We start from the raw sequence: 26,511 nt of genomic DNA, 5'->3' as shown, positions 1-26,511 counted from the left end.
GTAGTGAGGGGTTGCCCCTTGTGAGAGTAGGACGTCGCCACGCTGATGTTATTCCGGCATAGCTCAGTTGGTAGTAGCGCATGACTGTTAATCATGATGTCGTAGGTTCGAGTCCTACTGCCGGAGTTCTCATTTTGAGAAAGAGTATTGAGCTTCTTTCACTCGGGAGAGTTGTCCGAGAGGCCGAAGGAGCATGATTGGAAATCATGTAGATGGTGCAAACTGTCTCAAGGGTTCGAATCCCTTACTCTCCGTAACAAGTTTACCTGGCCCGTTGGTCAAGCGGTTAAGACACCGCCCTTTCACGGCGGTAACACGGGTTCGAATCCCGTACGGGTCATTTAATTGAATGTTGGAGGTTTAGCTCAGCTGGGAGAGCATCTGCCTTACAAGCAGAGGGTCAGCGGTTCGATCCCGTTAACCTCCATAATGAACTGGTTCCGTGGTGTAGGGGTTAACATGCCTGCCTGTCACGCAGGAGATCGCGGGTTCGATTCCCGTCGGAACCGTCGTTCTTGTTATTCAATTAATAATTTTAAAATATGGCGCGGTAGCTCAGTTGGTAGAGCAACGGATTGAAGCTCCGTGTGTCGGCAGTTCGATTCTGTCCCGCGCCACCATGGAGGAGTAGCGAAGTGGCTAAACGCGACGGACTGTAAATCCGTTCCTTAGGGTTCAGTGGTTCGAATCCACTCTCCTCCATTTTATAGGGGCATAGTTTAAAGGTAGAACAGCGGTCTCCAAAACCGTTAGTGTGGGTTCAATTCCTGCTGCCCCTGCCATGGCGAATGTGGCGAAGTGGTTAACGCACCGGATTGTGGCTCCGGCATTCGTGGGTTCGATTCCCATCATTCGCCTTTTTTATTCTTGGGGTATAGCCAAGCGGTAAGGCAAGGGACTTTGACTCCCTCATGCGTTGGTTCGAATCCAGCTACCCCAGTTTCTATAATTTATTCTTTATTTTATAGATTGATAATAGTATAATGGCGGTATAGCCAAGTGGTAAGGCAGAGGTCTGCAAAACCTTCATCACCGGTTCAAATCCGGTTACCGCCTTAGTACTAATAAATCAACTTGCCGGCGTGGCGGAATTGGCAGACGCGCTGGACTCAAAATCCAGTGCCCGTTGAGGGCGTGCCGGTTCGACCCCGGCCGCCGGTATTGACTAAGATGTCTTCATCTTAGTTTTTTATTGAGAAATTAAATAACATCTTTTATGATGGCGAATGTGGCGAAGTGGTTAACGCACCGGATTGTGGCTCCGGCATTCGTGGGTTCGATTCCCATCATTCGCCCTTTATTCTTGGGGTATAGCCAAGCGGTAAGGCAAGGGACTTTGACTCCCTCATGCGTTGGTTCGAATCCAGCTACCCCAGTTATTCTTTTAATTTGCCGGCGTGGCGGAATTGGCAGACGCGCTGGACTCAAAATCCAGTGTCCGTTGAGGACATGCCGGTTCGACCCCGGCCGCCGGTATTACGAAAAACCTTGAAATTAAATTTCAAGGTTTTTTATTTTATTTAAATACTATTTTATAAACCCATAGATCAGTATAGGAACAGTAAAGTTTATTAGGTTTGAAAAATTTTTTTGTATATAAAAAAGAACCTGTATTAAAAAATAATAATATTTTCTACTAAAATATATTGAAATAAAATTTCATAATTATATAATTAATTATGAACATTCTTTGCTTCATTATGCAGTGAATGGTCTCTATTTTATTGAAAAGGAGTGGTTTTAGTGGAAAAGCTGATGAAATGGGTTGAGGAAAAACTTGTCCCACCAATGGCAAAAATTGGTACACAGCGACATTTGTTGGCAATTCGTAATGGGGTTGTTTCAACACTGTCATTGATTTTGATTGGTACATTTTTTATGGTTTTCATCAATTTACCGTTTCCTGGGTGGAATGAATTTATTGCCCCTTATTCGGCAACAATCGTTTTACCTTTCAGGATTACGATGGGATTAATGGCTATTTACGCAACTTTTGTTATGGGTTCGGATCTAGCTAAATCATATGGGTTGGATAGTGTGACGGGTGGTATATTATCACTAGGGACGTTCTTTATGTTACAAGTTCCTGTAAACGTTTTAACACCTGAAGAGGCACCTCTTGGCTGGGTCTTACCGATGAGTTCTTTAGGAGCATCTGGGATGTTTGCCGGGATCCTATCCATGATTTTTGCAGTGGAAGTGTATCGTTTCTTTAAAAAGCGTAATATTACTATCAAAATGCCAGAACAAGTACCACCTGCTGTGGCCCGTAGTTTTGAGGCATTGATTCCTGGTGCAGTGATTTTAACAACGACTTGGTTGATTCGAAGCGTCGCGGGTTTCGATGTAAACGCTGCCTTATTGTCGTTATTCGAGCCCTTAACCAATATTTTAGGGAATAATCTGCTTGGTGTTTTATTACCGATGTTTTTGATCCATTTGTTGTGGTCATTTGGGATCCATGGCATGAGTATCGTAGGAGCTGTTGTTCGTCCAATGTGGCTGATTATGTTGGATGAGAATGCGAAGGCGTTAGCAGATGGTACAGCTGCTACCAAATTGCCTTATATCGCTCCTGAACAGTTTTATCAATGGACAGTTACGATTGGCGGTGCAGGAGCCACGATTGTGGTATCAGTTTTGTTTTTATTCTTTTGTAAATCAAAATTCTTAAAAGAAGTTGGTCGTTTTTCCATTATTCCTGGTATCTTCAATATCAATGAGCCGATGATTTTTGGAGCTCCTATGATGTTGAATCCTTACATGTTCATTCCATTCAACTTAGTTCCTTTAGTTTTGACTATTGTCAGCTATTTTGCAGTCAAATTAGAAATGGTCAATGGATTTACTGTATTGCCAACATGGACATTACCAGCACCAATCGGCGGCTACCTTTCAGCAGGAAATGACTGGCGTGTGGTTGTTTTGATTGTGATCAATACACTGATAGCATTTATCATCTATTATCCATTTGTAAAAGCTTATGATAAAAAGATGTTGTCAGATGAACAAAATAATAATGGAGATAACGAAATACAAACTGCTTAAGTCTGATTTCAGAGGTGGAAAACAATGTATTGGCTGATTTTATTTTTTGTTTTTATCTTTTTATTAACGATAAGCCAACTTATGTTGAATATGCTGGCTATGCGTCACGTTCACATCAATCGTTGGGTTTGGGCTCTGGCATCATTTTTGATTGTGATTCTTCCAAAGATCATTTTACCGCAGATGAATGTTTTATTATCATGGGGCACATATATACTTTGTGGAATTTTTGCTATCAATTTTATGATCGAGCAGCATAGGTGGTTTGTCACATCGAAGCTTTGATCGAAGCTTTAAATGTTCCAAAAGCAGGCTTGTAAATGCAAGCTTGCTTTTTTACCGTTGTACCAAGAACAATAGTCCACATATTAACTGAGTCGTTTCTTTTCTTTCCGTTCTGCCATTGATGTTTTTTTATATAAAGATTATGATTACTTTAACCGATTTGGCAGAAAAAAGGAGATAAAAATGAGCGATTTATCAACAATGGATTTAGAATTAGTGGATGCTGCAACCGAAGTCATTAAATCAAATATTGATTTGGTGTCTTTCAATCATACAGTAGGAGCTGCAGTACGTTGCACAAATGGTAATGTGTATACTGGTGTGAATGTTTATTCGAATCATGGGGCATGTGCAGAAATCATTGCGTTAGGGACAGCAATCAGTCGTGGTGAACGTGATTTTGAGTGTATCGTAGCTGTGGGTGGAGATCATTTTGACATGATCTATTCTCCATGTGGGGATTGCCGACAGTTTATATTGGAGTATGCACCTGCTTGTGAAATCATTGTCTCAACAGAAGAGGGGGCTAAAAAAATCAAAATTACGGATCTCATTCCATATGCTTACCACAGATCAGAATGATTTTTATACAAACAGATTCTCTTTTTATTTTCAATCAACAGAAGGATTAATGATGTTGGATGAATGATTATTGGTATACAAGGAGATGCAGTGTTATGGGGAAGCTAATCATATTAAGAGGAAATTCAGCAAGTGGGAAAACAACGACAGCTAAAGCTATTCAAAATCATTTTCCTATGGGGAAGGTGATGCGAATCTCTCAAGATGAAGTGAGAAGAGAAATGTTGAATGTCAAAGATAAAGTAGGAAATCCTACACCAGATTTGATCCGTCAGTTGGCAGAATTTGGAAAAGACAGATTTGATTTAGTCCTTATCGAGGGGATCATGAGTGCAAAAATCTACAAAGCGATGCTTATGGACCTGTATGAGAGCTTTCAAGGAAATGTATTTGCTTATTATTACGATCTTTCTTTTGAAGAAACGCTGAGACGTCACAGCCAGAGAAAGATGTCAAAAGAATTTGGTGCAGAACAAATGGCGGATTGGTGGTTGGAGCATGATATACTTGGATTGCCTAATGAGAAGATACTGACTGCCGAATTAAGTCAACAAGAAATGATAGAGAAAATACTTCAGGAGATTGATCTGCAGGTAGACAGTTGATTTTTTATCAAGAAATAATTGGTGGTAAAAATTAAAATTTTTATTCTGTTCTAAACAATTATGGTTGTTTAGAACTTTTTTTTGTGTATGATATAAAGGAGAAATAATTTTTTAAAGGGAAGGAAATTGTTTTGATAAAAGTAGATGGAGCATTACTGAAAGAATACCGAAAGAAAAAGGGGTTAACACAAGTACAATTAGCAGAAGGTATTTGCGAACAGGCAACTGTCAGCAATATCGAAAACAAGAATATGTCACCAGGTATCAACATCCTAAGTGCGCTTTGCAAAAAGTTGAATGTCGAGATCTCCGATATATTAGTGGAAACAGAAGAAGACAAGATCAGAAAAAAATTAAGTGAGATTCAATCGTTGAATGCTGTATCGAAGTACAAAGAATCTTATGAAATTTTACAAACGATTGATCAGAAAAAAGTAAGCAATTCTGATCTTTTAAACCAAATCTTGTTTTATCAAGGACTGCTTGATCATCTTTATGCAAAAAAAGAAGATGCAGCATTGTTTTATTTCAATCAAGTGTTGGAACAAACGACCGAAACAGATATCCATCACTTACAAGCAGCTGCAAATGTGGCAATGATCTACTTGGCAAAAGGAGAACTAGACTTTGCAAAAGTGTATGTGGAACGTACGCTTAAAATCTTGAATGATACTGATTTTGATAATCTGATGGTCTGTATCGTATATTATAATATCGCCACCTATTACAGCAAAATCGAGAACTATGAAAAAGCAATCCAGTTGTGCGAGAAGGGGATTGGGTACAATAAGAAACATAAATCAACCCAGGCATTGGAATACTTGCTTTATGAAATTGCTTTTTGCCATAAGCAACTAGGAGAAGACGATTATTTAGAAAGATATATGGATGCCAAAAAAGTAGCATGTTTCAACGGGAATGATCACGCGGTGAAAGTGATCGAAAACGACCTTAAATAAAGAGATCTTGACAGAAGTGTTCAACTTTAAGAACATCGTATATTCGAAAAAAGGAGATGTGACAAAAATTTTTGTCACATCTCCTTTATTATGGTTTAATTTCGATTTCAGCAGTTGCTTCAAAACTTTTCAACATACGATCTAGTCCATCTACTAATTTCGATTTCGGACAGCCGATATTCAATCGTAAAAATTGATGACCATTTCCGCCGTAAATCGATCCATCCATAATCGCCACTTTGCCTATAGAAATCAGCTTCTCTCTTAAAAGAGGGATATCTGATACAGCTTTGGATATATCCAGCCACATCAAATAGGTTGCTTCAAGATCGACGACTTTTACATCTGGCAGTTTTTCCTGGATAAATGCTTTTACATACCGCTGATTGCTTTCAAGATAATGATTCAGTTCATCTACCCAATGACTGCAATACCGATAGGCACTCATTGTCGCTAACATACCGAAAATATTGGTAGAAGATAACCCATCCGCATTTTTTAACTTCCTTTGAAAATGCTCACGTAACCCAAGATTCGGTATCAACGTATAGGCAAATGTCAATCCAGGGAAGTTAAATGTTTTTGTACCGCTGGTGACAATCGCCACTTGTTCATAATTGAAGCGTGTGATAGGTATATGCGTTTGTCCTCGTCCTAAAATGTCCATGTGTATCTCATCAGATAATAAAAATATAGAATACTGACGGCACAATGCCACGATTTTTTCTAATTCCCATTGTTTCCATACTCTACCGGTTGGATTGTGGGGAGAGCAGAGAAGTAGTACTTTGTTTTCTGACCTGGCTAATTTCTCTTCTAAATCCGTAAAATCGATCCGGTACTGATTTTCTTCATAGATCAAAGGATTATCGACTAGAAGTCGGTCATTGTCTTGGATGACTTTAAAAAAAGCATCATAAGCTGGCGTTTGTAAAACCACTCCTTCCCCTTTTTTAGTAAGCATTTGAATAAGGGTAGATACTGCATAGATAACTGTTGGAGTGTACATGATCCATTCTTCTTCTAGTAGTGTGTCAAAACGGGATTGATACCACTGTTTAATTGCTTCTTTTAATTCATGATGATTCCAGCGGGTATAGCCAAATACTGGGTGGTTCATTCTTTCTTTCAAAGTATCAAGTACTTCTTCGGGGACCATAAAATCTGTATCAGAAATCGTAAAAGGGAGTAAATCAGCTTCGCCAAATCGGTCTTCAACGTAGTCCCACTGTGTACAGTACGTTCCTTTTCTATTTATAGCGGTATCAAATGCCACAAATTTCACCTTCTATCTTTTTATCCTAAAATCGTATCAAGCTGATTGCGAACAGTTGTGACTTTCGTTCCGATAATCACTTGGACGTTTTGATGATCGAGATGGACCACACCTAATGCTCCTAGTTGTTTTAACTTTTCATCATCTACGATATCTGCATCTGCTAAAACTAAACGTAAACGTGTAATACAATTATCTAAAGATTGGATGTTTTCTTGACCACCAAGTGCTGCTAAAATTCCTTTTGCATCGTATCCGCCTGTTTTATGAAAGTTCACTTCTTGATCGGTATATTCTGTTTCATCCACTGTCTTGTCACGCCCAGGTGTTTTTAAATCCAATTTTATGATTACTGTTTTGAAGACAATATAGTAAATACCGAACCACAAAGCACCGATTATTAATACCCACCACCATTTTGTGTCATTACCTTGGAGTAGACCAAAAATCACAAAATCTAAGATTCCACCATCTGTATTCCCGATTACGACACCTAATAATGCCATGACCATAAAACCTAGACCAGTCATGACGACATGGAAGAGCCATAATAGCGGACTAATGAATAAAAATAAAAATTCGATTGGTTCTGTGATTCCGGTCACAGCTGTCGCAATCACACCTGAAATCAATAATCCTTTGATTTTATGTCGATTTTGTGGTGCAGCGGTACGATACATAGCTAATGCTGCTGCAGGCAGTCCAAAAATAAATGTAGGCATTTTTCCCTGTGATAAAAAGGCAGTTGCACTTGGCGAAATAGGCAAATTGTTTTGCAATTCTGCATAAAAGATATTCAGTGCACCAAATACTTCTTTTCCATCAATGATCGCCGAACCACCAGCTTCAGTAAAGCGTATCATCGAAACTAGAATATGGTGAAGCCCGAATGGAAGAAGCAGTCGTTCCCCTGAACCGAATAAGAAGGGACCAAATATTCCTGAACGTTGGATTAGCTGTCCGATAGCCATAATGACCATAGCGAATAAAGGCCAAATCAAGGGGATGATCAAACCAACAAACCCTAAAACTAGAGAAGTGATAATCGGTACAAAACGAGCCCCTGAGAAGAAGGCGAAACTATCTGGTAACTGAACAGTATAAAACCTGTTATGCAACTTATAAACGATGATTCCAGCAATGATCCCTCCAAGAACACCCATTTCGATCGTCTGGATACCAAAAACCATTCCTTGTCCAGCTTCTCGCAAGTGGTCGGCATCAACTAAACGATTTGTCAGGACTAAGTAAAAGTTGATGGCTAAATTCATGACAGTGTAACCGACGAATCCAGAGAAAGCGGCCACACCTTTTTCCTTACGAACTAATCCTAATGGAATGGCCATGGCAAACATGACTGGCAAGTAGGTAAAGGCAAAACCGCCAATAGCAGACATGAATTGGAACACTGCTTTAACTGCTGGATATCCTAAAAACGGTAAAGTCTGAATCATTGATTCACTGGAAAATGAACTACCTAACCCTAAAAGAATACCCATGAAAGCCAACAAAGCAACCGGCAACATAAAAGTCTTTCCCAACCCTTGAAAGAACTCCCAAAAGGTTGATTTCTTTTTCTTTGTATTCATTTTTCTTCCTCCATCTCTTAGTAGTTTTAAGATTTTTAAAAAATGATTGCGTTTTCATTGATAGGTTTATTATAGCTAACTAAAGGAAATAAAAAAGAGGAGACAGATATTCTGTATCCTCATACATGATTGAGTAAGATGTTTCACTAGAAATAGCAACAAATTATAGCTAATTGTTTTTCATTTGGTCTGCATACATCAAGAGTACTGTATCAAATAAACAAATCACAGAAATTCTTGAACTTAAATCGACACTGTGGTGATAGCGAGTCGTTCCCTTTGCATATAAGGAAATCGTCGATAATTTTTCCAAGTTACTTCCCTTGGTTGAAATAATGCTGATGATAGGGACTTGTTGTCTTTGAGCAATCTGGGCATAGGAGAGGATACCTTTTGTTTCTCCTGTGAAACTGACGAAAATGGCTAAGTCTTCCTGTTTCAAATTACTTACAGCTGCTTCTTGTTCATCCCAATCTGAACGAGCAAATGCTTTTTTTCCTAAAAAAGTCAGTTTTCGAGCAAAATCTGTACAAATAGGGAAGCTTCCTCCTAATCCAAAAACTTCGATAGTATTCGATTGATAGATCAATGTCATCATTTGTTTGGCCTTTTCTTCGCTCATTTGATGGAACGTCTCTGTGACATTTGAAGTGATTTGGTTCGTGATTGTTTGAAAGCTTCGGCTATTTCCTTCCTGTTCCTCTACATGGATGGATTGATCGATGGCGTATTTCAACTCTTTAAAACCTTGATAGCCTAAATGTTTAGCCGTTCGGGAGATAGTAGCAGTTGAGACAAATAAATCATCAGATACTTCATAAATCGTTTTTGTTCCAATATCGGACAAATGGAGGAATATATAATCCAATATTTCATTTTCGATTTTACTTAACGAGGAACGCTTCTTTTCTAGTAAAGCAATCAAACTATTGCTTAACATGGACGGTACTCCTTTCAATATCTAACAACAATAGTATTCGTAAACAAATATCTCTGTTGAGTTTAGATAATAATCTAACTTATTATATAGCGCTTTCATAAAAATGTATATATAATAAAAGTTAGTTAAAATACTGGGATGATCTAAAGACAAAAGAGAGGAAGATAACCAATGAATCTTAACAAGCCCAAGATTGCTGAACAAAGTCCAAAGAAAATCTTTCTTTTCGATATGACATTCAGTTTGATTTCTTCTGATGGACTTTTGCAAACGCAACGTTTAGAAAGAAAATTGACACATTTCTTTCAAAAAGAACAAAAAAATGTGTCAGTCAAAGTATATGATTCTAGCCAAATAGACAAAGAAGCAAAGAGAGCAGACATCTTATTGCTCACTCCTTTACTTGGATATGCAAAAGATAAAATAGAAAGTCAGTTCCCTGAAATACCTGTTTTCGTAATATCTAAGGAAGAATACGGAACTTTGGATGTGGAGAAAATAGTTAGTAAAATGGATGATTAAATCAAATTTTGATTGTTCATCCATTTTATCGTTTTAAGAAGTCTCTGCTATGTTCAAATGGTAATTTTGAATGTAGTAGAGTTTTTTACGCAAACCAACATAATTCTTAAAATGAATCTACTTGGATGATTTTTGTCCCCATATTCTTGATTTTGTCTAATACTTTTTCAGAGCAAAATTTATCAGTGATCAAATAATCAAAGACTGAAATATCAGCAATCTTGAATTTTGATGTCAGTCCGATTTTTCGATGATCAGCAACTAGAATCTTACATTTGATTGTCTGGTTGATCATCATTTCGTTGATTGTTGATTCATTCAATATTTTCGTTGTGACCCCATGTGCGACATCGACTCCGCTGCAACCAATGATACAAATGTCTGCATTGATTGAAGAAATCGTATTTAATGCGATATCGCCCACCAGTGCTTCTTTTGGAAAGCGCATCTCTCCGCCAGTTAAAATATAACTGCAATTATCTTTGTGAGGAGAATAGTTGATTTTTACGTTGTTTGTAACGACTGTCAAATGGTTAGATTGAAGAAAATCCAGTGTTTTCAATGCAGTCGAGCTAGAATTAATAAACAATGTATCATAATCGCTAATGTATTTACTAGCTTCTCTGGCAATCGCTTGTTTAATCCTTTCAGGACCAGATTGATCAAAATCAGTCTGGTTTTTGTAATTATAAGAACAATAACCGTAATTGCGGATGATCTCGTTTTTTTCTTCTAATAAATTTAAATCTCTGCGTATCGTACTAATAGATACATCCAGAGATTCAGCTAATTGAAAAGTTGACAATTGTTCGGTTTGCTGAAGTAGTTCCAAAATATCTTTTTGCCGTTTTTCAATATTGACAAGTGAGTTTTTCATGACTGTTGCCTCCTGAAGGACATCTTGATCCATGGATTTATTTGATTAGTTGTTCATTTAAATATTCATATCTGTCTTTATTATACTGAAACAATCATTAATATTTAAAAGAAAATCATATAAAAGACAAACAGTCATATAAAAGGGTTTTCACGCATGCGGTTACGCATTAAGATTTACTTGTAAGTCGTAAGAATGATATGGGGGGAACAAGTAAATGAGCAAAACGGTAAATGAAGTGACAAAAGAAAAGTGGATATTAGAAACATTTCCAGAATGGGGTACGTATTTGAACGAGGAAATCGAATCAGAGGTAGTGGAACCTGGAACTTTTACTATGTGGTGGCTAGGCTGTACGGGAATTTGGCTGAAAAGTCATGAAGGAACGAATATCTTATGTGATTTATGGTGTGGAACGGGAAAACGCAGTCATGGAAATGGCATGATGAAAAAAGGGCATCAGATGATGCGTATGAGCGGTGTTCAAAATATGCAGCCTAACTTACGGACTCAGCCTTTCGTAATCGATCCTTTTGAAATAAAAAATGTAGACGCTTTAATCGTCACACACATCCATTCCGATCATCTAGATATTCACACAGCTGCAGCCGTGCATCAAAATTGTCCTGAAGCAATATTCATTGGACCAAAAGAAGTGGTTCACACGTGGCAAAAATGGGGGATCCCTGAAGAAAAAACGATTATCGTGAAACCAGGTGATGCGGTCAAAATCAAAGATATCAATGTAGTAGCTTTAGAAGCGTTTGATCGGACAGCGTTGGTTACTTGTGAAGATCCGGAAGAAGTATTGAAAGGAAAAATGCCTCAGGAGATGGATCAAATAGCAGTAAATTATTTATTTGAAACATCAGGAGGTAATCTTTATCACGCAGGAGATTCACATTATTCCAATTTATTTGCCAAACATGGCAATGACCACAAAATCGATGTCTGCTTAGGAGCCTACGGTGAAAACCCACGAGGGATAACAGACAAAGTTACTTCTGTTGATATGCTGCGCATGGCGGAGTCATTGAATGCAAAAGTAGTGATTCCTGTCCACTACGATATTTGGTCTAATTTTATGGCTGATCCTAAAGAGATTACTGAAATTTGGAAATTCAAAAAGGATCGCTTGCATTATGGGTTTAAACCTTATATCTGGCAAGTAGGCGGGAAATTCATCTATCCGACAAACAAAGATGATCTTGAGTTTAATTTTTATCGCGGATTTGAAGATGTCTTCTCGATTGAAAATGATACACCGTTTCCGTCGTTTTTATAAGAAAGAAGGGAAGTTTCTTGCTGAAATACTTTTTTGACTATCAATTGATTCATTACCCAGATAAAGAAATCACGAATTGGCGTGAAGCTATCGCCGAAAGCTGTCGTGTATTGATTGATAAGAAAATCATTGATCAAACGTATGTTGAAGAAATCATTCATTGTGTAGAAAAATATGGACCTTATATTGTGATTGCACCTCAAGTAGCCATGCCACATTCTTCAGAAAAAAGCGAGGGAGTTTTTGGAACGGCTATTTCATTTACCAAGTTGAAGCAGCCAGTCCGTTTTGAAAGCGAAGATGAGAATGAGGAGAAAACGGCCAGTTTGTTTTTTACACTCGCAGCAAAAAATCCAAAAGAACACCTAGAAAATATCCAAAAATTATCCGAATTATTAATGACAGATGGATTGGTTGAGCGTCTCATCTCTACGAACTCCATCGATGATTACCAAGTTGTGATGGCGGAATATAATTAATTGATAGAGGAGAAAAAAGATGGGGAATTTTTGTTAAGCATTTGGACGTATTTTGCAACAAATATCTTGACGCAGCCAGCGTACCTGATTGGTTTTATCGTGTTATTAGGCTATATTTTGCTGAAACGCCCGCTTCATGAATGCATCGCTGGATTCTTAAAGGCAACGGTTGGCTACTTTATTTTGACTGTTGGCTCTGGTGGTTTGGTCAACAATTTTCGACCAATCTTGGTTGGACTAAAAGAACGGTTTAATTTGGATGCTATGGTTACAGATCCTTATTTTGGACAAAATGCTGTGGATGCTGGATTAATGGAGACATTTGGCCGTACCTTTGGAGATGTGATGATTCTATTACTGATTGCATTTGTTTTAAATATTTTATTAGTCCGTTTTCAGAAATATACGAAACTGCGATCCGTTTTCACGACCGGAAATGTTCAGGTCCAGCAAGCAGCTACCGCTTTTTGGATTTTACTGTTTTGTTTTCCTGATCTAGGCAGGATACAAGTATTGATATTTATGGGATTGATTTTAGGGTGTTATTGGGCAGTAGCTTCTAACTTAACAGTAGGGATCACGCAGGAATTGACAGAAGGTGCCGGATTTGCGGTGGCACATCAGCAAATGTTCGGAATCTTTATTTTTGCTAAACTAGCTGAATGGATGAAAAAGCGGGATGAAAAGAAAAATCGATCGATCAAGCAAGACAAGAAAATCGAAGATATCCAATTACCAGGATTCCTGTCGATATTTAATGAGAATATGGTTGCTACTTCGTTGCTCATGCTATTTTTCTTTGGGATCATTCTGCTTGTACTAGGCAAAGATTATTTGATTCAAGCACAATTCATGAAAGAGGGGCAGAGTTTCTTATTCTACATTATGACGACTTCCTTGAATTTTGCGGTATATCTGGCAATCTTGCAATTAGGGGTTCGGACTTTCGTCGATGAACTAACTCAATCTTTTCAAGGAATCTCAAACACGATTTTACCAGGAGCTGTTCCAGGAATCGATGTAGCCGCTACTTTTGGCTTTGGTTCGCCAAATGCGGTAACGATTGGATTTTTGTTCGGTGCTTTGGGTCAATTTTTGATGATTGGTTTACTGATTTTATTGAAATCGCCAACGATCGTCATAGCCGGTTTCATTCCGTTGTTCTTTGATAATGCTGTCATAGCAGTTTATGCCAATAACCGAGGTGGATTCAAAGCTGCCTGTCTATTCCCGTTTCTTTCTGGAATCATACAAGTAGGCGGTTCAGCATTATTCGCTACATGGATCGGGATGTCAACATACGGTGGTTATATCGGGATGTTCGATTGGGCGACAGCTTGGCCATTATTTACAGTAGTCATGAAAGTCCTAGGTTATGCTGGAATCGCCGTAGTCGTCATTGGTCTATTGGCTATTCCGCAGTTACAATATCGGAAAAATCCTGAAGGGTATTTCTTGATTGTAGAAGATTATGAAAAATATGCAGAAAAGCAGAAAGCATAAAAGAAATCTGATTAGACAACACTCATAATGGAGGGATTAGGATGAGAATTTTAGTATCGTGTGCAAATGGATCAGGAACCAGCTTGATGATGATGAGAAGTGTAGAAAAAGCAATGAAAGAACTAAATATACCAATTACCAAGATTCATCATTGTGCTATTTCAGAGGGGAAAAGCTCAGCGAGTCAATATGATGTCGTTTTTACACCAGTCAATTTTTTGAATATGTTTACTCAGGCAGAGAAAAAAGGCGTTACAGTTATTGGTATAAAAAATGTGATGTCCGCCAAAGAAATCAGTGAAAAATTTGCTGAAACAACATGGTATCAAAAAAACAAGTGAAAGAAGGAACCAAGATGAGCAGGCCGAATCTGCAAATTGCGTTAGATCATAATAATTTAGAACATGCATTAGGCGATGTTATGAAAGTCGGTGATGTAGTAGACATTATTGAAGTGGGAACGATCCTTTGCTTACAGGAAGGACAAAAAGCGATTCGCTGTATTCACAGTATATTTCCAGAAAAAAAACTGGTCGCTGATACAAAATGTGCAGATGCTGGAGGAACAGTAGCAAGAAATGTTGCTACTGCAGGAGCAGATTGGATGACAGTCATTTGCTGTGCAACAATGCCAACGATGAAGGCAGCACAAAAAGAGATAGGCGAATTACAAGTAGAACTCTATGGCAATTGGACTTTTGAGCAAGCCAAGGATTGGTATAACATCGGAATCCGACAGGTAATCTACCACCAAAGCCGTGATGCGCTCTTATCTGGTGAAGCTTGGGGTGAAAAAGATTTGTCGAAGGTCAGCAAACTGATTGAACTAGGCTTCAATGTTTCTGTAACTGGTGGATTAAATCCAAACACATTACAATTGTTTGAAGGAATCAACGTGTATACCTTTATCGCGGGTCGGGGGATTACAGCAGCAGAAGATCCAATGAAGGCTGCACAATGTTTCAAAGATGAGATCATTCGTATCTGGGGGTAAGGAAATGGCTCAAATTGGGATTTATGAAAAAGCATTACCCAAAGATATTTCATGGAAAGAACGTTTTTCCCTTGTAAAAGAAATGGACTTCGATTTTATCGAGATGTCGATTGATGAGACGGATGAGCGGTTAGCACGATTAGATTGGTCTGAAAAAAAGATAGCTGAGCTGAGAGAAGAGATGTTTAGCTCTGGAGTACGTATCCATTCGATTTGTTTAAGTGCGCATCGGCGATTTCCGTTTGGTTCTGCTGATCCAGAAAAGAAAAAAGCAGCGAAACAACTAATGAAAAAAGCAATCCATTTGGCGCATAATCTAAGCGTCAAAGTAATCCAAATAGCTGGATATGACGTTTATTATGAAGAGAAATCAATGAATTCCAGAGAAGACTTTATCGAAGGAATAAAAGAAAGTGTAAAGGAAGCCTCTAAATATGGCATCATTCTTTCCGTGGAAATCATGGATGACCCATTTATGAACTCCATTTCAAAATTTTTAGAAATCAAAGAACAGATTCGTTCCCCTTTTCTACAAGTATATCCAGACCTAGGCAATTTGTCCGCATGGCCGGAAAATAATCCGGCTCGAGAACTTGAGAAAGGGATCGATTATATCACTGCTATCCACTTAAAAGACACGTATCCTGTAACAAAAGAATATTCAGGACAGTTTCGAGATGTTCCTTTTGGTAACGGATGCGTTGACTTTCTTGGATTATTGAGACATTTGAAACGTCTAGATTATGATGGAACATTCCTGATCGAAATGTGGAGTGAAAAAAGTCAAGATTTTCGAAGAGAAATCCAGCAGGCAAAAGACTACTTAAGTTCTAAATTGAAGGAGGCTGGCTATGATGTCTTGTGAAGAAAAAATTGCAGCAATGAAGCAACGTGTCTTTGAAGCAAATCTGGCATTGCCGCAATACGGATTAGTCAAATTGACTTGGGGCAATGTGAGTGAAGTGGACCGTGAGCTAGGAGTCATCGTTATTAAGCCAAGCGGTGTCCGATATGAACGCATGCAAGCAGATCAAATGGTTGTAACAGATTTGTCAGGAAATATAATAGAAGAAGACAGCTTAAAACCATCTTCAGATCTGCCTACCCATGTTGTTTTATACAAAGCTTTTGAAGATGTAACTGCTGTTACTCATACTCATTCTACTCACTCTGTCATGTGGGCGCAAGCAGGCAGAGATTTGCCAGCTTATGGCACGACCCATGCTGATGCTTTTTATGGAAAGATTCCTTGTACACGCCAATTGACGAAAGAAGAAGTAAAAGAAGCTTACGAAGTTCATACAGGGAATGTGATTGTCGAGACATTTAAGGAAAGAAAATTAGAGCCAAACGAAGTCCCTGGAGTACTTGTCTATGGACATGGACCATTCACTTGGGGGCGCTCACCTATAGAAGCAGTAGAAAATAGCCTGATTTTAGATGAAATTTGTTTGATGGCTAAAGAAAACAAGTTGATCAACCCAAATATATGTGAAATCCCACAATATTTGCTAGATAAACATTATTTTCGAAAACACGGAAAGCATGCATACTATGGGCAATAGAGATGCTAGGGTAAGGGTAGAAAATTAAAAGATAATACTTGATAGAGAGAAACAGAGGTTGTGAAGAAAATTTATCACAACCTTTTTTATTTATCAAAAAGGGTGCATTCTAAAAGGAAAGAGGAATTTTAAGGAATCGAGAGAATCTTTACAGGAGAGTTATATGTGATAGATTAAATAATCAAAGAATTGTATTATTAGAGGGAGAATTGTATAAGAAAGGAAGAAAAAAATGAATGTTGATTCCCTTATGATTGATGAGATTTCTGAATTATATAAGAGCGTTGGTTGGACGCATTACACAAAAGACACTGCAAGGTTAGAGAAGGCATTTGAACAATCTGAATCTCTGATAAAGCGTAATGGAGAAGGGAAGATTATCGGAGTCGTTCGTTGGATCACTGATTGTGCGACGATCGCATTTATTCAAGATATCCTCATTCATCCGAGGTATCAGCGCCAAGGAATAGGCAAAGCACTTTTGCATGAAGTTTTGGAGAAGATCACCAGTTATGGACCAGTCCAAATCGAATTATTGACAGATGATACTGAGAAAACAAAAAAATTTTATGAATCAGTAGGGTTTGTTCAAGTAAAAGAAATGGATGCTGTTTCTTATATAAAGGATACTAGAAGATAAGAGGGACTTTTTGGTAATGGCAAATACTATATATAACGTAAAAAAAAATTGGAGGATAGATTCAAGTATCACTCAATCTATCCTCCATTCCTCGTTTATTTTATTTTTTTATTCACTTCTTTATCAAATACTATTTTTTGTACATTTGGACTAATATAAAAAATGAATACATGATTTTTTTTAAAAGTAAATGCTATACGATAATTTTTTTTATCAATATTGACTTTCATTTCATATATTCCCTTTGCCGAGCGTGTTCGTACTGGTTTTATACGAAAAAAATTATGGTCTACATGCTCTATGACTTTTTTAGAAATACTTTTTTTGTATGCGAGATGTACCTCTTGCGGAAATTGTTCCAATAGTTCACTGTCAAACTCAACAGTATAATCCATATTTTGCTTCCTTTCTATACGGCTTAAAGTGTTGAAATAAGTCATTCATTAGTTTTTGCACTGTTACTTTTCGATGATGGTTACAACCGCTTTGCCGCAAGTCAGTTCTTTTTCCAGCTCGCTCTTTATTTTTATGGCACATGGTTTGGAAAAAGGAGCTGCTTCTTTCCATGAACCAAGTAAAGGATATTCGTTACTGATACCTTTCACATATTGTTTGTTTTTGACACCTTTTGTTTTTACTTCTACATAATACATTTGATCATCTTCTTTCTTGCTGTTTTTAGTTCATATTCAAATATATGTAAGCGAAAATGATTATGTATCTATATCTTTATGATAAATAAAAAGAATCAATTTAAAAGTTTTTTTCACTCGATATAACTAATTTGAATAATACATATAATAAAAAGCTATTGTTCTTAAAATATAAATAGTATATAAAAAGAGAGGCTGGGACAGAAGCGTTTAACTCCAAGAAATAAGAAGGAATTCATGAAAATTGCTTTTCAAATTTTTGTGAATTTCAGCTTATTTCCGAAGGATTTGCTTCTGCTTCCGCCGTTTATACGTGTTTAGAGCGTGAAACAAAAGTGTTCTTTTACTTTTGTCCCACGCTCTTTCAATGATGTTTATAACTAACGTAATAAAAACCTGAAACAAAAATAGCTCCGCCAATGATATTTCCAATATAAACAGGGATAAAATTCGAGAGAAATTCTAACCAAGTCGCTTGACCTTCAAATATGGCAGCAGGTATCACAAAACAGTTGGCCACACTATGTTGGAAACCGATTGCCACAAAAATCATGACTGGAAACCAAATCGTTAATACTTTGCCGGCCGCATCTTTTGCCCCATATGATAACCATAATGCTAAACCAACAAACCAATTACAACCTATTCCAGACCCTAATGCTTGCCACCAAGAAACAGCGATTTTATGATCAGCAATATGGATCACTTGGTCGAGATAGACACCTGAATGAGTTAAACCAACAAAATGTCCAAAGAAGTAGGCTACGAAAATTGCCCCAATAATATTTGCAAAAGTAATCACTGACCAATTCTTAACTAGCTGTGAGAATGTGACTTTTTTATCCATAAAGGCAATCGCCACAGCCATCATATTTCCGGTGATCAATTCACCACCGCCAAGAAGGATGACCAGCAGACCGATAGGGAAAACCGAGGCACCAACTAAACTAGTCAAGCTAGCCATAGATTCTGGGATAGAAGCAGAGACCCGTACGTATGCCAAATAACCTAGAGAAATCATGGCTCCTCCGATAAACCCTAAAATCAGTTTTGCTAAGATAGGTTTCTGTATTTTTTTTGCTCCAAGATGAATACTGATTTCCATAATTTCTTCTGGTGTGTGCATGATACTTCGACGCCTACTTTCTTAATGAATTTTCATGTGATAAAATATAGTGAAAAAATTCACATTTTTCTTGTTGATTATATCATCTTATTATTTATATGTGCATATTATTGTAAAAATTTTTATTTAATCACATTGGATTCTAAAAAAGAAACAAAAATAAAAGTTATGTATATGGTGGTCAAAAAGTAAATAATATCAGTTATCAAATTTCCTGTAAATTTTCTTGAAATTATAGTATATTATTACTTTAAAACAATCTATATTTTTTATAAAAAAGGAAATAAATAAATTATGATAGGAGAGAAAAAATGTCAAAATCTAAAAAAAATATCACCATAATTGGTTTAGGGTTATCTGCATATTTATTTACAGAATTTGTTTATAGACATGTGAATTTATTTGCAGAATCTTTATTCGCATTATATGAATCAAACTCCTCAATCGTCAGAGAACTTGCTAATTTAATGATAGCCTTGCTGTTTACTCCCGCGTTGAGGGTCATAACTATTTTGGTCTGTTTAGTGCTCTTATTTTTCGTTAATAAAAAGAAATAACGTAGTATTTCAAAAGACAAAGAAGCGGGATGATGATTGCTATAGTATGTTATACGTGGTGCTAGGTAAGTGAGAATAAACAAAAAAACTGTAGAACAAAGAAATTTTTTTCTTTGTCTACAGTCTGAGGTGGTGACATATCTTTGTCACCACCTTTTTTTGTCGCACAAATAATTAATCGGATATTTTATGTTCATGTTTTTTGTGTTCAACGAGTATTGATAGGGAAAAGATACATTTTAGATACTTTTAACTGTTAATTTACAAAACAAGGTGAAATGAATAGAAAAATGAAAAAATAGATACGGAAGAATATGTTTGATTAAAAAATGCCATGAAGAGAAGGAAGTTGATGATACATGAAAAAAATATATTCAAAGGAAATCGATTGTTTTAGAGGCATAGCTGTTTTAGCAGTGATATTTTGTCATTTGCCAAATAGTAAGCTACCAGGCGGATTGCAAGGAGTAACGATCTTTTTTGTGGTTTCTGGTTTTTTAATGGCTAAAAATACGATAAGAGATGAAAAAAACAGACAATTCAGTTTTCTACATTTTTACTATAAGCGTATCAAACGTATTTATCCATTTTTACTGTTTTCTTTGGTCGTATCCATTTTCATACTGGGGATCAGCAACATTCGATTGATAGGAAATATTCGTAGTGAGCTACCTAGTTTGATTTTTGGCTATAACAATTGGTGGCAGCTGAATCAAGGCGTATCTTATTTCGACTCTTACTTTAACGCTTCTTTATTTAAACATTATTGGTCGCTTTCCGTTGAGCTACAATTTTATTTGATTTGGCCATTTTTGTTTATTGTCATTAAACGTATGAGGAGAAAACAAGTGTTTTACTTAATCTATACATTGATTTTTGTTTCTATTCTTTTTAGTTTGTTTTTACCTTCAGCTAAGGCATATTATCATACGGTGGCTAAACTTTTTCCATTTTTATTAGGAGTTTGGGGGTATTTTAATCGAATAACTATTGGCCGTTTCTTTGAACAAAACACTTTTAGTAAAATCTGGCTTTTACTACTAGCTAGTCTTTGTCTGATCCTGTTCCCGATTTTTCCTTATACACTAAATGAACTACTGATTAGTATTTGTTTTGCTCTATTGTTAGCCAGTGTTGATGATATGAACATTGCAAAAAAGACCAAAATCGCTAGTACAAAACTTTCTTTTGTAGGAAAAATCAGTTATGAACTTTATTTGGTGCATTTTCCAGTATTGATTGCTCTGACAAATCTATTCAAACATTATCATTTGAAATATTTAGATATCGCAAGTTTATTCACTGTGTTTTTGTGTACGTTACTCATGATTACTTTCTTTAGAAAAGGAGTGCAGAAGATGAGATCACCCAAAATTTGGACAACTATGGCACTAATGATAATCGGAGTTTCTGTACTGGTATTACGCGCTCCAGCCAATCGGTTGACCGCTGACCAAAATCAGTTGCAAAGTTTATTAAAAGAAAATTCTAGTAAAGCAAGTGCAGGAGAAAATCAGTTGTCACAAGAGAAAAAAATATTATTTATCGGAGATTCTGTTATGCTGGGGGCGTATCAGGAACTGAAAGAGACTTTTCCAAAAGAAGCATTGGTAGACGCAAAAGAGTCAAGACAAATCACTGCGTTACCAGAAATCTTAAAGGAGCATAAAGATTTAGTTTCTTACCGACAAATAGTGATCGGGTTAGGAACCAATGGTGTGTTAACAGATGATGCTATAGAACAAACCATGTCTTTGCTCAAAGATAAAAAAGTGTACTGGGTAAATATAAAAGCTCCGACTGGCTGGCAAGATACGATAAATGCCACATTAGCTAAATTGCCAAATCAGTATTCTAATATAACGATGATCGATTGGTATAGTGAAAGTAAAAACCATCCTGAGTTTTTTTATGATGATGAAACCCATTTGAATGAAAGTGGACGTACAGCTTATGCAAAGTATATTGCTTCAGTTATTCAATAAGGTAGTGATTACATGTGTTAACCTTACTTTTTCCTATGAATCAATTTAAATAAAAAATACTTCATATGATAAACGGTGTTTAAGAGGAGGAAATTTTTAATATTCGTGGTAAAAAAGAGATGATCGAGGTCGTTAACTGAGAGCTTCTTGGAAAGAAATCGCTTTGGATTTATCCTCTTTGTTATACAGAACATGAGCGAGACGACAATACTAGGATGTATGTTCTGATCGAAGTTTTATGGTTACAAGCAATCAGCTTAGATAAAATTAAGGATCGTAGGAACCAAGTAAAGAAGGCTGTTAGTAAAGAAACAAACGATCAAGTATGTTTTATTCTTAAGAAGATGCAGTGAATAAATAATAGTAATATAATGTTAGAAGGGACTGTGACAAAAGACGTGTCACAGCCTTTTTCCTACGATTAGTCAAGTAAAAGGTGCAAGAAAAATAGCTCGTAAACGAAAGCGACAAAATCAAGGCACACTAAATAAAGCCCCGTTCGTAAAAAATTTTCGATCTGGGCAAAGAAGTGGTATACTGTAAGTGGTTTAGTTAATGGTCCACTGAGACCGCGTACGCATAGTCGTACTCTGTATGTGCCCTAACCATAGCGTGCATACATTTCAGAAGCTTGTTCATACAAGCAACTGTGGCAACCTTATCTTTCTTAGGGATAGGTTGCTTTTTTAATTTGTAGTAATAATCGACAATATGATTAGGAGCTGCGCGTTGCTGGCGAATCATATTTCGAATGGTGAAGAAAATAATTTTCCGTGCTTTGGGATTACCACGCTTATTGATGCGGTCTTGGCCAGTATACTTACCTGAATGATACCGTCGGATGTCGATTCCGACAAAGGCATTCAATTGTTTATGGGTTTTAAATCGTGTGATATCTCCTAATTCACCGAGCAATAAAGCGGCTGTGAGTGCGCCAATCCCAGGGAACGTTTGGTACAACAAAAAGCAAGGAGAGCCTTCGGCTTTTTTGATCATTTGTGTCGCCAGTGCTTCTTTTTGTTCGAGTAAATCTTGGAGAAGTTCGGCGTAATAGATTGTTTTTTGACAGTGGATACTGTCTTTTTCAACAGCTGGATAGGCACACTGTGCATAGTGGATGATTTGATCTGCCTTTTGCTCGGCACGATTCGTGGAGATTTTTTTCCGTGTTTCGTTGATCAGTTTATTTTTTATTTTTGTCCGAGTAGATGCCAATACAAAATCTGGATGGGGAAAAAGACGGATCAATGTCAATGCGTAAGGGGTCAGCCTGTTTGAAAAGAACTGTTCAAGCTCTGGAAAAGTCAACTGAAGGCAGTTGTGTAAATCCATGCGTAGACGAGTGATTTTCTTCTCAATTTCTTGATAAAAACGGGCTAAATCGCGCATCTCTAAGTAAAAATTGCTTTGTACTTCTTTTGGCTGACGTTGATTTTTAAGATGAGTCTGTGCGAGCCGATGGGCATCCGATTTATCTGTTTTCCAACTGCGTAAGGTGTTTTCTTCCATCTGTTTTTTCGCTTCTAACGGGTTTAACAAACAGTAAGAAAAGTGATGATCTTGAAAGAACTTTTCGACTGGTCTGGAATAAATCCCCGTTGCTTCAAAAACAATCAATGGACGTTCAGGCAAGTGCTGGATCTCTTCGAGTAATGCATGAAATCCTCTTTGAGTGTGTTCGATCTCGTCTTCAAATAAGCAGGTGTCGTCTTTGTATAGGACACTGTAGCTGTGTCCCATTGAAACATCTAATGCAAGAATGTAAGGCATTTGTTTTCCTCCTTTTTAAGTGTTGAAAGAACTTTACTGCTTCATTTCGATTCCAATTTCCTATACACGGGCTCATGGCCCCAACATACGTAAACCTGATTCTAAAATGACAGTAAAGAAGTTCGGTTTTTGATAGGGACTCGTAGTCCTCAAGGCTTTGTTCGAACTTTCTTTCACTCTTCACTATAATCTAAAAATAGAAAATAGAGGAGAACATCATTCGTCAATGATGTTCCCCTCTAATCTTAGTATGTTTTTATAAGTAATCTTTTGCTCTCTTTATCCTCAAATAAAGACCGTGACCATACTTCCTACTACGATCAGCAACAAGCCGATAATCGTTAATTTTTTTTCTTTTGGTGTCTTATTTTCATGCAGGATGTACATACCGCCTAATGTAGAGATAACTACGTTTAGTTGTGTAATGATATATGCAGTAGCAACCCCATTTTCATTCGCTGAAAAAATATAAGCCAACGCTGACACACTGAAGATGGCTCCAACTATTGTTGCTTTCCAACTTTTGTCTTCAGAAAATGCAGTTGGTTTTCGGAAAATCACATAAATAACTGCCCCTAAAAAGACACCGATCATTTGCGGAAAGAAAATGGAAAGTCCACTTGCATCAACTAGTTTGGGCAATGCACTGTAAACCCAATAACCAATACTTGTTGATGCTAATAGACTAATTCCTTTTGTGATACCGCCTTTTTTTCCAGGATCATCACTGATTGCCGTTAAAGCAGAGCCAAATACAAGAAGAATGATCGCTGCTGCACCAATGATTTTCCCCATACTTCCAGACCATTCTCCAAAAGCAAAGACACCAATCAACGAGGTTCCGACTAACTGTAATGCAGTCGAGATAGGCATCGTTTTAGAAACACCAATCAAGTTGAAAGATGTATACTGTCCTGTTTGTCCAATAACCCAAAATGCACCAGAAAGTAAACTAATCAAAAATGTAGTCACTGAAATGCCAGCTGGAGAAGCGAATAATTGAACGAGTAAGCCAACAAGCACCGCTCCAATACCAGTTCCTAATATCTCATTTGTTGGTCTGCCGCCAATCTTTTTCAAAATCAGTGGCTGGATCCCCCACCCAACTGCCGGGATCAATGCAATCAATAAACCCATTTTTATTCACCCTTATCCTTTTCCACCTTGGAACGAAGGATATAAAGTCATCCCACCATCTGCAAATAGTGTAATACCTGTAACATAACTGGATTCGTCTGAAGCCAACCATGCAGCTGCCGCTGCTATTTCTTTTGGTTCACCTACGCGTCCTAGCGGGATCATACTTTCCAAGAGTTCTTTTTGTTCAGGATCATCAAATTTTGCCGCATTAATAGGTGTACGGATAGCGCCAGGTCCTATACTATTGATTCTGATTCCCTTAGGTGCGTACTCCATTGCTACCGTTTCGGTAAATAATTTTACCCCGCCTTTTGAAGCAGCATAATGAGCAAATGTTGGCCATGGGATTTGTTCATGAACAGAAGACATATTGATGATATTTCCTTTTTTATCATTCTCTGTAAAATAATTCAAAGCTGCTTTCGTTCCGATAAAAACGCCAGTCAAATTTACTTTTAATACTCTTTCCCAATCTTCAAGGCTAAGTTCATGGGTCGGATGCTGATTTTCCATCCCAGCATTATTAACCCAAATGTCTAGTGTCCCAAAATTTTCTAAAGCCGTATCAAGTAAACGCTGTATTCCTTCTTCAGAACTGACATCTGCTTGTACAGAGACTGCTTTTCCGCCTGCCTCTTCGATTGCTTTGACTGCTTTTTCTGCCCCTTCTTTATCCGAATTATAGTTGACGACTACATTCATTTTTTCTTTCCCGAATCGTTGAGCAATCGCTGTTCCAATCCCTTTTGAGCCGCCAGTTACTACTGCGACTTTGTTTTCTAATTCCTTATACATAGTACTCACTCCTTTTTATACCTAAACCTGTTATTACGGATAACTTTTATTTCCGCCTTAAAGTGAGTGTACACCAATATATATAGTCTAAAGCAAATGATACGCTCCAGTAATCGTTTTCATTGGTTGGTAGCATCCTTCTATTTCTATAAAGAAAGAGTTTGTGACAGAAGTGTTCAGCTTCAAGAAATAAGAAGGAATGGACGAAAATTGCTTCTCAAAATTTTTGTGAAATTTCGGCTTATTTCCGAAGAAGCTACTTCTGGAACACCATTTATTCGGAAAAAGGGCTGTGACAAGACTTTTGTCACAGCCTTTCATACGCTTATTTATCAACCATTTCGTTGTAATTGCTAGTTATGCATAAAGATTAGCTCTCACGGACATTATTTTATTGCTGAGAAAAATATTCAGCTGTTGCTTGTTCATCATCCTTGAGTTGTTCAATCAATTCCTCTACACTTGAAAATTTCACTTGATCTCTTAAAAATTGATTCCAACGTACTTTGACATGCTCGCCATAGATATCTTGATTAAAGTCCAAAATATACAATTCTACAGTCAGCTCCCGTCCTTCACCAAATGTATCATTATGTCCAATGGAACCCATGGCTGGATACCAAGTTTCCCCAATTTTTATTTCCGATACATAAACACCTTCTTTAGGTAAATGGACTGTGCTCTTTACTTTGACATTTGCTGTAGGGAATCCTAATAATCTGCCTCGTGCATCGCCATGAACAACTACCCCCTCTACCTCGTATATGCAACCTAATAGTTTTGCCGCTTCTTTTACTTGACCGCTGTCTAGCAATCCTCGAATACGTGTAGAGCTGATTTTTTCGCCTTGTTCTTCTTCTTTAGAGACTGTGACGATTTTGAATCTTCCCTTAGCATATTCAGGAAAATGAGCGACATCCGCAATGTCTTTCGGTCCATAGGTGTAATCAAAACCGGAAACAGCATATTTCGCATGTAATCCTACGATATATTGATCAACAAACTCTTGTGGCGCTAAATGAGCAAAAGAAGAAGTAAAATCGACTTCATATAAATAATCGATACCCAAATCTGCCATTTTTTCTTCTTTTTGCTTCAGGCTAGTCAAATACTTCACACTGCTAGGATCGATCTTCTTAAAAACAATCGATGGATGTTGATTGAAAGTCATCAATGCTAATTTCAATCCTTCTTTTTGCGCAATTTCCATACCTGTCTTTATGACTTTCTGGTGTCCAATATGCACGCCGTCAAAAAATCCCAGTACTAAAACGACATCGTCTTCTGGAATTTGTTCTGGTTGGTAAGGATGTCTGATCTTGATGATATTCATTCG

General features: G+C 37.3%; 27 protein-coding genes and 15 tRNA genes. 31 read left to right on the top strand and 11 right to left on the bottom strand.

Going from position 1 to position 26,511, the window contains the following annotated elements:
* Positions 1-52 precede the first annotated feature (52 nt).
* The 20 genes from OZZ83_RS10225 to OZZ83_RS10130 all read left to right on the top strand — a co-directional run bounded on the left by OZZ83_RS10225 (position 53) and on the right by OZZ83_RS10130 (position 5,479).
* Positions 53-126, top strand: a tRNA-Asn gene (locus OZZ83_RS10225).
* Between the two features lie 39 nt (positions 127-165).
* Positions 166-254, top strand: a tRNA-Ser gene (locus tag OZZ83_RS10220).
* A 14-nt stretch (positions 255-268) separates the two neighbouring features.
* Positions 269-340: transfer RNA gene (locus OZZ83_RS10215), tRNA-Glu, on the top strand.
* 14 nt (positions 341-354) lie between these two features.
* Positions 355-427 (top strand) — tRNA-Val (locus tag OZZ83_RS10210).
* Positions 428-436: 9 nt separating this feature from the next.
* Positions 437-509: transfer RNA gene (locus tag OZZ83_RS10205), tRNA-Asp, on the top strand.
* Between the two features lie 35 nt (positions 510-544).
* Positions 545-620: transfer RNA gene (locus tag OZZ83_RS10200), tRNA-Phe, on the top strand.
* Position 621: 1 nt separating this feature from the next.
* Positions 622-702 (top strand) — tRNA-Tyr (locus OZZ83_RS10195).
* Positions 703-708: 6 nt separating this feature from the next.
* Positions 709-782: transfer RNA gene (locus OZZ83_RS10190), tRNA-Trp, on the top strand.
* Between the two features lie 2 nt (positions 783-784).
* Positions 785-857 (top strand) — tRNA-His (locus OZZ83_RS10185).
* A gap of 11 nt (positions 858-868) precedes the next feature.
* Positions 869-940 (top strand) — tRNA-Gln (locus OZZ83_RS10180).
* Positions 941-985: 45 nt separating this feature from the next.
* Positions 986-1,056 (top strand) — tRNA-Cys (locus OZZ83_RS10175).
* 20 nt (positions 1,057-1,076) lie between these two features.
* Positions 1,077-1,161: transfer RNA gene (locus OZZ83_RS10170), tRNA-Leu, on the top strand.
* A 61-nt stretch (positions 1,162-1,222) separates the two neighbouring features.
* A tRNA-His gene (locus tag OZZ83_RS10165) sits at positions 1,223-1,295 on the top strand.
* Positions 1,296-1,304: 9 nt separating this feature from the next.
* A tRNA-Gln gene (locus OZZ83_RS10160) sits at positions 1,305-1,376 on the top strand.
* Between the two features lie 15 nt (positions 1,377-1,391).
* Positions 1,392-1,476, top strand: a tRNA-Leu gene (locus OZZ83_RS10155).
* A 267-nt stretch (positions 1,477-1,743) separates the two neighbouring features.
* Entirely contained in the window at positions 1,744-3,048 is a 1,305-nt protein-coding gene (locus tag OZZ83_RS10150) for a PTS sugar transporter subunit IIC (protein ID WP_002320565.1), read from the top strand.
* A 24-nt stretch (positions 3,049-3,072) separates the two neighbouring features.
* Complete coding sequence (locus OZZ83_RS10145) at positions 3,073-3,333, top strand: hypothetical protein (protein WP_002309692.1); 261 nt, start codon at positions 3,073-3,075, stop codon at positions 3,331-3,333.
* Positions 3,334-3,516: 183 nt separating this feature from the next.
* Complete coding sequence (locus OZZ83_RS10140; RefSeq protein ID WP_278023910.1) at positions 3,517-3,915, top strand: cytidine deaminase family protein; 399 nt, start codon at positions 3,517-3,519, stop codon at positions 3,913-3,915.
* Positions 3,916-4,010: 95 nt separating this feature from the next.
* A complete protein-coding gene (locus OZZ83_RS10135; RefSeq protein ID WP_278023909.1) occupies positions 4,011-4,520 on the top strand; it encodes a kinase in 510 nt (169 codons plus the stop codon).
* 131 nt (positions 4,521-4,651) lie between these two features.
* Positions 4,652-5,479 (top strand): helix-turn-helix domain-containing protein, encoded by an 828-nt coding sequence (locus OZZ83_RS10130; RefSeq protein ID WP_002309689.1) that lies wholly within the window; start codon positions 4,652-4,654, stop codon positions 5,477-5,479.
* Positions 5,480-5,567: 88 nt separating this feature from the next.
* Here OZZ83_RS10130 and OZZ83_RS10125 read toward each other — a convergent pair whose 3' ends face one another.
* The 3 genes from OZZ83_RS10125 to OZZ83_RS10115 all read right to left on the bottom strand — a co-directional run bounded on the left by OZZ83_RS10125 (position 5,568) and on the right by OZZ83_RS10115 (position 9,284).
* Positions 5,568-6,764, bottom strand: coding sequence for a MalY/PatB family protein (locus tag OZZ83_RS10125; RefSeq protein WP_172401371.1), 1,197 nt, complete (start codon positions 6,762-6,764; stop codon positions 5,568-5,570).
* A gap of 11 nt (positions 6,765-6,775) precedes the next feature.
* Positions 6,776-8,344: a maltose/glucose-specific PTS transporter subunit IIBC gene (gene malX / locus OZZ83_RS10120; RefSeq protein WP_002345024.1), complete on the bottom strand. Its 1,569-nt coding sequence runs from the start codon at positions 8,342-8,344 to the stop codon at positions 6,776-6,778.
* Between the two features lie 169 nt (positions 8,345-8,513).
* Positions 8,514-9,284 carry a MurR/RpiR family transcriptional regulator gene (locus OZZ83_RS10115; protein ID WP_002309685.1) on the bottom strand — a complete coding sequence of 257 codons (771 nt, stop codon included), beginning with the start codon at positions 9,282-9,284 and terminating at the stop codon, positions 8,514-8,516.
* Positions 9,285-9,455: 171 nt separating this feature from the next.
* On the opposite strand from OZZ83_RS10115, the gene OZZ83_RS10110 reads away from it, so the two are divergent.
* On the top strand, positions 9,456-9,806 hold the full coding sequence (locus OZZ83_RS10110; RefSeq protein WP_002309684.1) for a hypothetical protein: 351 nt from the start codon (positions 9,456-9,458) through the stop codon (positions 9,804-9,806).
* Between the two features lie 106 nt (positions 9,807-9,912).
* Here OZZ83_RS10110 and OZZ83_RS10105 read toward each other — a convergent pair whose 3' ends face one another.
* Complete coding sequence (locus OZZ83_RS10105) at positions 9,913-10,683, bottom strand: DeoR/GlpR family DNA-binding transcription regulator (protein ID WP_002320561.1); 771 nt, start codon at positions 10,681-10,683, stop codon at positions 9,913-9,915.
* A gap of 217 nt (positions 10,684-10,900) precedes the next feature.
* On the opposite strand from OZZ83_RS10105, the gene ulaG reads away from it, so the two are divergent.
* The 8 genes from ulaG (at position 10,901) to OZZ83_RS10065 (ending at position 17,149) form a co-directional block, all read left to right on the top strand.
* Positions 10,901-11,968, top strand: a complete 1,068-nt coding sequence (gene ulaG, locus OZZ83_RS10100; protein ID WP_278023907.1) for an L-ascorbate 6-phosphate lactonase — start codon at positions 10,901-10,903, stop codon at positions 11,966-11,968.
* Positions 11,969-11,985: 17 nt separating this feature from the next.
* On the top strand, positions 11,986-12,447 hold the full coding sequence (locus tag OZZ83_RS10095; RefSeq protein ID WP_002320559.1) for a PTS sugar transporter subunit IIA: 462 nt from the start codon (positions 11,986-11,988) through the stop codon (positions 12,445-12,447).
* Positions 12,448-12,450: 3 nt separating this feature from the next.
* On the top strand, positions 12,451-13,950 hold the full coding sequence (locus tag OZZ83_RS10090) for a PTS ascorbate transporter subunit IIC (RefSeq protein WP_278023911.1): 1,500 nt from the start codon (positions 12,451-12,453) through the stop codon (positions 13,948-13,950).
* A 41-nt stretch (positions 13,951-13,991) separates the two neighbouring features.
* Complete coding sequence (locus tag OZZ83_RS10085) at positions 13,992-14,291, top strand: PTS sugar transporter subunit IIB (RefSeq protein WP_002292382.1); 300 nt, start codon at positions 13,992-13,994, stop codon at positions 14,289-14,291.
* Between the two features lie 14 nt (positions 14,292-14,305).
* Positions 14,306-14,944 carry a 3-keto-L-gulonate-6-phosphate decarboxylase UlaD gene (locus OZZ83_RS10080; RefSeq protein WP_002344111.1) on the top strand — a complete coding sequence of 213 codons (639 nt, stop codon included), beginning with the start codon at positions 14,306-14,308 and terminating at the stop codon, positions 14,942-14,944.
* Positions 14,945-14,948: 4 nt separating this feature from the next.
* On the top strand, positions 14,949-15,809 hold the full coding sequence (locus OZZ83_RS10075) for an L-ribulose-5-phosphate 3-epimerase (protein ID WP_002309678.1): 861 nt from the start codon (positions 14,949-14,951) through the stop codon (positions 15,807-15,809).
* Entirely contained in the window at positions 15,799-16,509 is a 711-nt protein-coding gene (locus OZZ83_RS10070; RefSeq protein WP_002320558.1) for an L-ribulose-5-phosphate 4-epimerase, read from the top strand. The genes OZZ83_RS10075 and OZZ83_RS10070 overlap by 11 nt, the downstream gene beginning before the upstream one ends.
* A 232-nt stretch (positions 16,510-16,741) precedes the next feature.
* On the top strand, positions 16,742-17,149 hold the full coding sequence (locus OZZ83_RS10065; RefSeq protein ID WP_073490752.1) for a GNAT family N-acetyltransferase: 408 nt from the start codon (positions 16,742-16,744) through the stop codon (positions 17,147-17,149).
* Positions 17,150-17,244: 95 nt separating this feature from the next.
* On the opposite strand, the gene OZZ83_RS10060 is transcribed toward OZZ83_RS10065, so the two are convergent.
* The 3 genes from OZZ83_RS10060 to OZZ83_RS10050 form a co-directional block, all read right to left on the bottom strand.
* Positions 17,245-17,544, bottom strand: a complete 300-nt coding sequence (locus OZZ83_RS10060) for a hypothetical protein (protein WP_073490750.1) — start codon at positions 17,542-17,544, stop codon at positions 17,245-17,247.
* 63 nt (positions 17,545-17,607) lie between these two features.
* Positions 17,608-17,802: a hypothetical protein gene (locus OZZ83_RS10055; protein WP_002309674.1), complete on the bottom strand. Its 195-nt coding sequence runs from the start codon at positions 17,800-17,802 to the stop codon at positions 17,608-17,610.
* 364 nt (positions 17,803-18,166) lie between these two features.
* Positions 18,167-18,928 (bottom strand): formate/nitrite transporter family protein, encoded by a 762-nt coding sequence (locus OZZ83_RS10050; RefSeq protein WP_002292451.1) that lies wholly within the window; start codon positions 18,926-18,928, stop codon positions 18,167-18,169.
* Positions 18,929-19,239: 311 nt separating this feature from the next.
* On the opposite strand from OZZ83_RS10050, the gene OZZ83_RS10045 reads away from it, so the two are divergent.
* Both OZZ83_RS10045 and OZZ83_RS10040 read left to right on the top strand, forming a co-directional pair.
* Positions 19,240-19,485 (top strand): hypothetical protein, encoded by a 246-nt coding sequence (locus OZZ83_RS10045; RefSeq protein WP_002309673.1) that lies wholly within the window; start codon positions 19,240-19,242, stop codon positions 19,483-19,485.
* Between the two features lie 359 nt (positions 19,486-19,844).
* A complete protein-coding gene (locus tag OZZ83_RS10040) occupies positions 19,845-21,470 on the top strand; it encodes an acyltransferase family protein (RefSeq protein WP_278023904.1) in 1,626 nt (541 codons plus the stop codon).
* A 552-nt stretch (positions 21,471-22,022) separates the two neighbouring features.
* On the opposite strand, the gene OZZ83_RS10035 is transcribed toward OZZ83_RS10040, so the two are convergent.
* From OZZ83_RS10035 to ribF, 4 genes are all read right to left on the bottom strand, one after another.
* Positions 22,023-23,240, bottom strand: coding sequence for an IS110 family transposase (locus OZZ83_RS10035; RefSeq protein WP_278023915.1), 1,218 nt, complete (start codon positions 23,238-23,240; stop codon positions 22,023-22,025).
* A 285-nt stretch (positions 23,241-23,525) separates the two neighbouring features.
* Positions 23,526-24,377 carry a GRP family sugar transporter gene (locus tag OZZ83_RS10030; RefSeq protein ID WP_002288523.1) on the bottom strand — a complete coding sequence of 284 codons (852 nt, stop codon included), beginning with the start codon at positions 24,375-24,377 and terminating at the stop codon, positions 23,526-23,528.
* 12 nt (positions 24,378-24,389) lie between these two features.
* The gene (locus OZZ83_RS10025; protein ID WP_002308914.1) at positions 24,390-25,175 is read right to left on the bottom strand and encodes a glucose-1-dehydrogenase; all 786 of its coding nucleotides are present in this window, start codon (positions 25,173-25,175) and stop codon (positions 24,390-24,392) included.
* Between the two features lie 391 nt (positions 25,176-25,566).
* Complete coding sequence (gene ribF, locus OZZ83_RS10020) at positions 25,567-26,508, bottom strand: riboflavin biosynthesis protein RibF (protein ID WP_002308911.1); 942 nt, start codon at positions 26,506-26,508, stop codon at positions 25,567-25,569.
* Positions 26,509-26,511 lie beyond the last annotated feature (3 nt).

This window comes from Enterococcus sp. E5-162, assembly GCF_035725965.1.
Taxonomy (GTDB): Bacteria; Bacillota; Bacilli; order Lactobacillales; family Enterococcaceae; genus Enterococcus_B; species Enterococcus_B lactis.
The sequence above is the reverse complement of the archived record's forward strand: the minus strand, read 5'-3'. Positions and strand labels throughout refer to the sequence as shown.

What these genes read in the sequence shown, in the direction of transcription:
- OZZ83_RS10145 (WP_002309692.1), top strand. Translation starts at nt 3,073, where the DNA reads ATGTATTGGCTGATTTTATTTTTTGTTTTTATCTTTTTATTAACGATA.
- OZZ83_RS10140 (WP_278023910.1), top strand. Translation starts at nt 3,517, where the DNA reads ATGAGCGATTTATCAACAATGGATTTAGAATTAGTGGATGCTGCAACC.
- OZZ83_RS10135 (WP_278023909.1), top strand. Translation starts at nt 4,011, where the DNA reads ATGGGGAAGCTAATCATATTAAGAGGAAATTCAGCAAGTGGGAAAACA.
- malX (WP_002345024.1), bottom strand. Translation starts at nt 8,344, where the DNA reads ATGAATACAAAGAAAAAGAAATCAACCTTTTGGGAGTTCTTTCAAGGG.
- OZZ83_RS10115 (WP_002309685.1), bottom strand. Translation starts at nt 9,284, where the DNA reads ATGTTAAGCAATAGTTTGATTGCTTTACTAGAAAAGAAGCGTTCCTCG.
- OZZ83_RS10110 (WP_002309684.1), top strand. Translation starts at nt 9,456, where the DNA reads ATGAATCTTAACAAGCCCAAGATTGCTGAACAAAGTCCAAAGAAAATC.
- OZZ83_RS10105 (WP_002320561.1), bottom strand. Translation starts at nt 10,683, where the DNA reads ATGAAAAACTCACTTGTCAATATTGAAAAACGGCAAAAAGATATTTTG.
- ulaG (WP_278023907.1), top strand. Translation starts at nt 10,901, where the DNA reads ATGAGCAAAACGGTAAATGAAGTGACAAAAGAAAAGTGGATATTAGAA.
- OZZ83_RS10085 (WP_002292382.1), top strand. Translation starts at nt 13,992, where the DNA reads ATGAGAATTTTAGTATCGTGTGCAAATGGATCAGGAACCAGCTTGATG.
- OZZ83_RS10080 (WP_002344111.1), top strand. Translation starts at nt 14,306, where the DNA reads ATGAGCAGGCCGAATCTGCAAATTGCGTTAGATCATAATAATTTAGAA.
- OZZ83_RS10075 (WP_002309678.1), top strand. Translation starts at nt 14,949, where the DNA reads ATGGCTCAAATTGGGATTTATGAAAAAGCATTACCCAAAGATATTTCA.
- OZZ83_RS10070 (WP_002320558.1), top strand. Translation starts at nt 15,799, where the DNA reads ATGTCTTGTGAAGAAAAAATTGCAGCAATGAAGCAACGTGTCTTTGAA.
- OZZ83_RS10065 (WP_073490752.1), top strand. Translation starts at nt 16,742, where the DNA reads ATGAATGTTGATTCCCTTATGATTGATGAGATTTCTGAATTATATAAG.
- OZZ83_RS10060 (WP_073490750.1), bottom strand. Translation starts at nt 17,544, where the DNA reads ATGGATTATACTGTTGAGTTTGACAGTGAACTATTGGAACAATTTCCG.
- OZZ83_RS10055 (WP_002309674.1), bottom strand. Translation starts at nt 17,802, where the DNA reads ATGTATTATGTAGAAGTAAAAACAAAAGGTGTCAAAAACAAACAATAT.
- OZZ83_RS10050 (WP_002292451.1), bottom strand. Translation starts at nt 18,928, where the DNA reads ATGCACACACCAGAAGAAATTATGGAAATCAGTATTCATCTTGGAGCA.
- OZZ83_RS10045 (WP_002309673.1), top strand. Translation starts at nt 19,240, where the DNA reads ATGTCAAAATCTAAAAAAAATATCACCATAATTGGTTTAGGGTTATCT.
- OZZ83_RS10040 (WP_278023904.1), top strand. Translation starts at nt 19,845, where the DNA reads ATGAAAAAAATATATTCAAAGGAAATCGATTGTTTTAGAGGCATAGCT.
- OZZ83_RS10035 (WP_278023915.1), bottom strand. Translation starts at nt 23,240, where the DNA reads ATGCCTTACATTCTTGCATTAGATGTTTCAATGGGACACAGCTACAGT.
- OZZ83_RS10030 (WP_002288523.1), bottom strand. Translation starts at nt 24,377, where the DNA reads ATGGGTTTATTGATTGCATTGATCCCGGCAGTTGGGTGGGGGATCCAG.
- OZZ83_RS10025 (WP_002308914.1), bottom strand. Translation starts at nt 25,175, where the DNA reads ATGTATAAGGAATTAGAAAACAAAGTCGCAGTAGTAACTGGCGGCTCA.
- ribF (WP_002308911.1), bottom strand. Translation starts at nt 26,508, where the DNA reads ATGAATATCATCAAGATCAGACATCCTTACCAACCAGAACAAATTCCA.